2 protein-coding genes and 1 pseudogene are annotated in these 3,125 nt (G+C 58.7%); all 3 read left to right on the top strand.

Annotation, left to right across the window (positions count from 1 at the left end; all coding sequences use genetic code 11):
- Positions 1 to 323: 323 nt before the first annotated feature.
- Positions 324 to 1,033, top strand: a pseudogene (locus IE243_RS21910) (transposase); the annotation flags it as partial.
- Between the two features lie 299 nt (positions 1,034 to 1,332).
- Entirely contained in the window at positions 1,333 to 1,578 is a 246-nt protein-coding gene (locus IE243_RS21905) for a helix-turn-helix domain-containing protein (RefSeq protein WP_191321430.1), read from the top strand.
- Positions 1,578 to 2,855, top strand: a complete 1,278-nt coding sequence (locus tag IE243_RS21900) for a type II toxin-antitoxin system HipA family toxin (RefSeq protein ID WP_191321429.1) — start codon at positions 1,578 to 1,580, stop codon at positions 2,853 to 2,855. Before IE243_RS21905 ends, IE243_RS21900 begins: the two co-directional genes overlap by 1 nt.
- Positions 2,856 to 3,125 lie beyond the last annotated feature (270 nt).

Genomic DNA, 3,125 nt, shown 5'->3' with positions numbered 1-3,125 from the left:
TACGCAAAGTCATCAACACCTCCTGGAACGCCCACATTCGGCCGCTGTTTCGGAAGGTTCTTAGCCTGCGCTAAGCGCGTCGTCCCCGCTTTGGGTGACCGCTCACCCAAACACACACTCGACGAATTTTTCCCTCGATATCACTGCAACGCGGAGTAAATTGCGGCGACTGACCCAACAGCGCCATCATCAATGTAACCGCGGTTACATCACCCAAGGATTGCCCCGCGGACACATGTGGATGGCTCTAAAAACTTGGCGGGTTGAGCTGAGCTCGGCGAAACTGACGCTGTCAGATTTCTGAGGCGTCGATGGCCAGTTCGATGGCCAGCCATCCCGGTTTCTTTGATCTAGCGGACCGTTACGCCGCTCTCAGCGCCGCCGGTGATCCCTTGAACGTCTGGCTTCAGTGGTGGACTTCGAGACGTTCCGGACGTCGCTGGTCGGCGCCCTGCACCGCGCGACGCGGGGCAAAGGCGGGCGACCTGCGTATGACCCGGTCATGATGTTCAAGAACCTTGTCCTGGAGGCCCTTCACTCGCTGTCGGATGAGGCCACGGAGTTCCAGATCCGTGACCACCTTTCGTTCCAACGCTTCCTCGGGCTGGGTCTTGAAGGAGCCGTGCCGGACGCCACGACCATCTGGCTTTTCCGGGAGCGGCTGGTGAAGGCTGGGGCTATTGACAGCCTGTTCGCCCGCTTCGACGCCGCCCTGACCGAACGTGGCTTTGTCGCTATGGGCGGCCAGATCATCGACGCCAGCGTCATCCCGGCTCCGCGCCAGCGCAATACTGATAGTGAGAAAAAGGACATCCGCGAAGGCCGCATTCCTGAGGACTGGAAGGACAGGCCTGCGAAGCTGCGCCAGAAAGACCGCGATGCGCGCTGGAGCATCATGTACAGTAAGGCGAAGGTTAAGGATCACGCCGATCCGGCGGCCTTCAAGCCCGTCGATCTCGCCATTCCCATGTTCGGCTACAAGAACCACGTGGGCATTGATCGGGCCCACCGGTTTATCCCGACGTGGGACGCCTAAGTGACGTTCTCGCAAACATCACCTTGGCACATCGCGATGCCGTCGGGAGGGGGCATCCACTCCATCAATTCTCAGCGGAAATCAACACTGCGGGGCTCCATGCCAACGTTCTTGCCACCATCCAGGTTCTGGCGGCCAGCCCTTCGGGGGTGACAAATTTGGCGCTTGGCTATCGATGCTCCATAACCGAATGGTTATTTTTACGCGTCTTGTCTTGAAATGCCACCAGTCGGTGATACTTTGTAGTCGTAGCCGCATTTACCACCGAGCGGTTGTATGGTGTGAAAACGATGCACATGCAGAGCGTCGACGATGTTCGTCACTTCCTTCGCGGCGAACGCAAGCGTCGTGGGCTCACCCAGGGCCAACTCGCTGATCTTACGGCAACATCACAGAAATGGGTGAGCGATTTCGAGCGTGGCCGTGTTGACCCCCCTCTGTCGATCGTTCTCAAGGTGCTGGTGTTGTTGGGCGTGACCATTACCTTCCTGCCGGCGACAATCGCGCAAACCGATCCGTCGAACGAGGGATCCGAATTCTGATGCCCGCCTCCATCCGCCTCTATGGTCTTCCTGTTGGCGTCCTCGACGTTGCCAGAGATGGTGAATTGTCCTTTCGCTACGAGCGGGCATGGCTTGATCGCACGGAATTGCCGCATCATCCGTTATCTTTGGCGCTCCCGTTCTCGCCAAATCCATACAAACATGATCGCGCCGGTCCGTTTTTCGATGGGTTGCTCCCCGACGCCCCACAGACGCGCGAAGCTCTGGCGCGCTATCTGCAGGTTGACGCCACCGACGACTACGCGCTGCTCTATCAGCTTGGTCGCGATTGCCCGGGCGCCGTGACGGTCATGCCAATCGACGATGAAGTGATCGCCGATGAGAATATTGAGACGAAATGGGACGTGCTGGACGATGATCGGCTTGCTGAATATATCGGGGCGCTGCCGCGGCGGCCCCTGTTCATTGACGCTGATGGGGAGCTGAGGCTCTCACTTGCCGGCGTTCATCACAAGGCGGGGGTGGGGATCGTCGACCGCATGATCGCGTTGCCGCGAGGGCGTACGCCAAGCACTCACATTCTAAAGGTGGACATCGACGGCTTGCCGGACTCGATCCGCGTTGAACATTTCTGCCTGCGGCTGGCCAACGCTGTCGGCATCGCAGTGCCGTTTTCAACTATCAGGGAGGTTAAGGATACACCCTACATGGTCATCCGGCGGTACGACCGTGTCGGCCTGAACGGGCAAGAAGTTTTCCGCCGCTTGCATCAGGAGGATTTCTGCCAGGCGCTGGGACGTTTTCCCCGGCAGAAATACGAGAAGGATGGCGGACCGGGGTGGAAGGAATGTTTCGGGCTGATGAAGAAGGTGACCGACGTCGTCACGGCTCGCACGCAACTTCTTGATCGTGCAATTTTCCAGTTCCTGGTTGGCAATCCGGATGCCCATGCCAAGAACTACTCACTGGTCTACCGGCGCAACCGCATCGAGCTCAGCCAACTCTATGATGTCAACAACGCAGCGGCATTTCGGGCCTTCTACAAAGAGCAGCGCCCCCGGCTGGCGATGTTCATTGGCGGAAATCGTGATCCGCTCACGTTAACGCCGGAGAACTGGGCAGCCTTCGCCAGTGAGGCCGACTTCCGTCCTCGATTTGTGCTTGGGAAAGTACTTGAAATGGCTGAGCGCATGATCCCTGAAGCGGAAACACTCCTCAAGCAAGTGAAAGGAACAGCGGCCGACAGCAGGCTGCTGGCGCTTGCTGTTCAGGATATAGTCAGGCGCTGCACCACGGTGCGCGGCTGGAGCGCTTAGACAGGTCGTGGTTTCCAACCCGGCGACCACATGCGCGATGCGCGTCAAAAAACGTCCAGAAGACGGTGAGCATGCCGCCGTGAGACGTCCATCAAACCAGCCACTGCATTTCCATTCGCTCCACCCGGGCGACCACGCCGGCCTCCCACGTGCCGCTGCAGGGGGAGTGTGACATTCCTGATTTGCACACGTGGGACATTTCAGTTCTGCGCTTATACCAAGACTCTCTGATCAGAACCCATGCGCCCATTTGCGGAGTCCGATTGACAT

Source organism: Camelimonas fluminis (assembly GCF_014656355.1).
Taxonomy (GTDB): Bacteria; Pseudomonadota; Alphaproteobacteria; order Rhizobiales; family Beijerinckiaceae; genus Camelimonas; species Camelimonas fluminis.
Note: the sequence above shows the minus strand (reverse complement) of the source record. Positions and strands in the feature narration are given on the sequence as shown.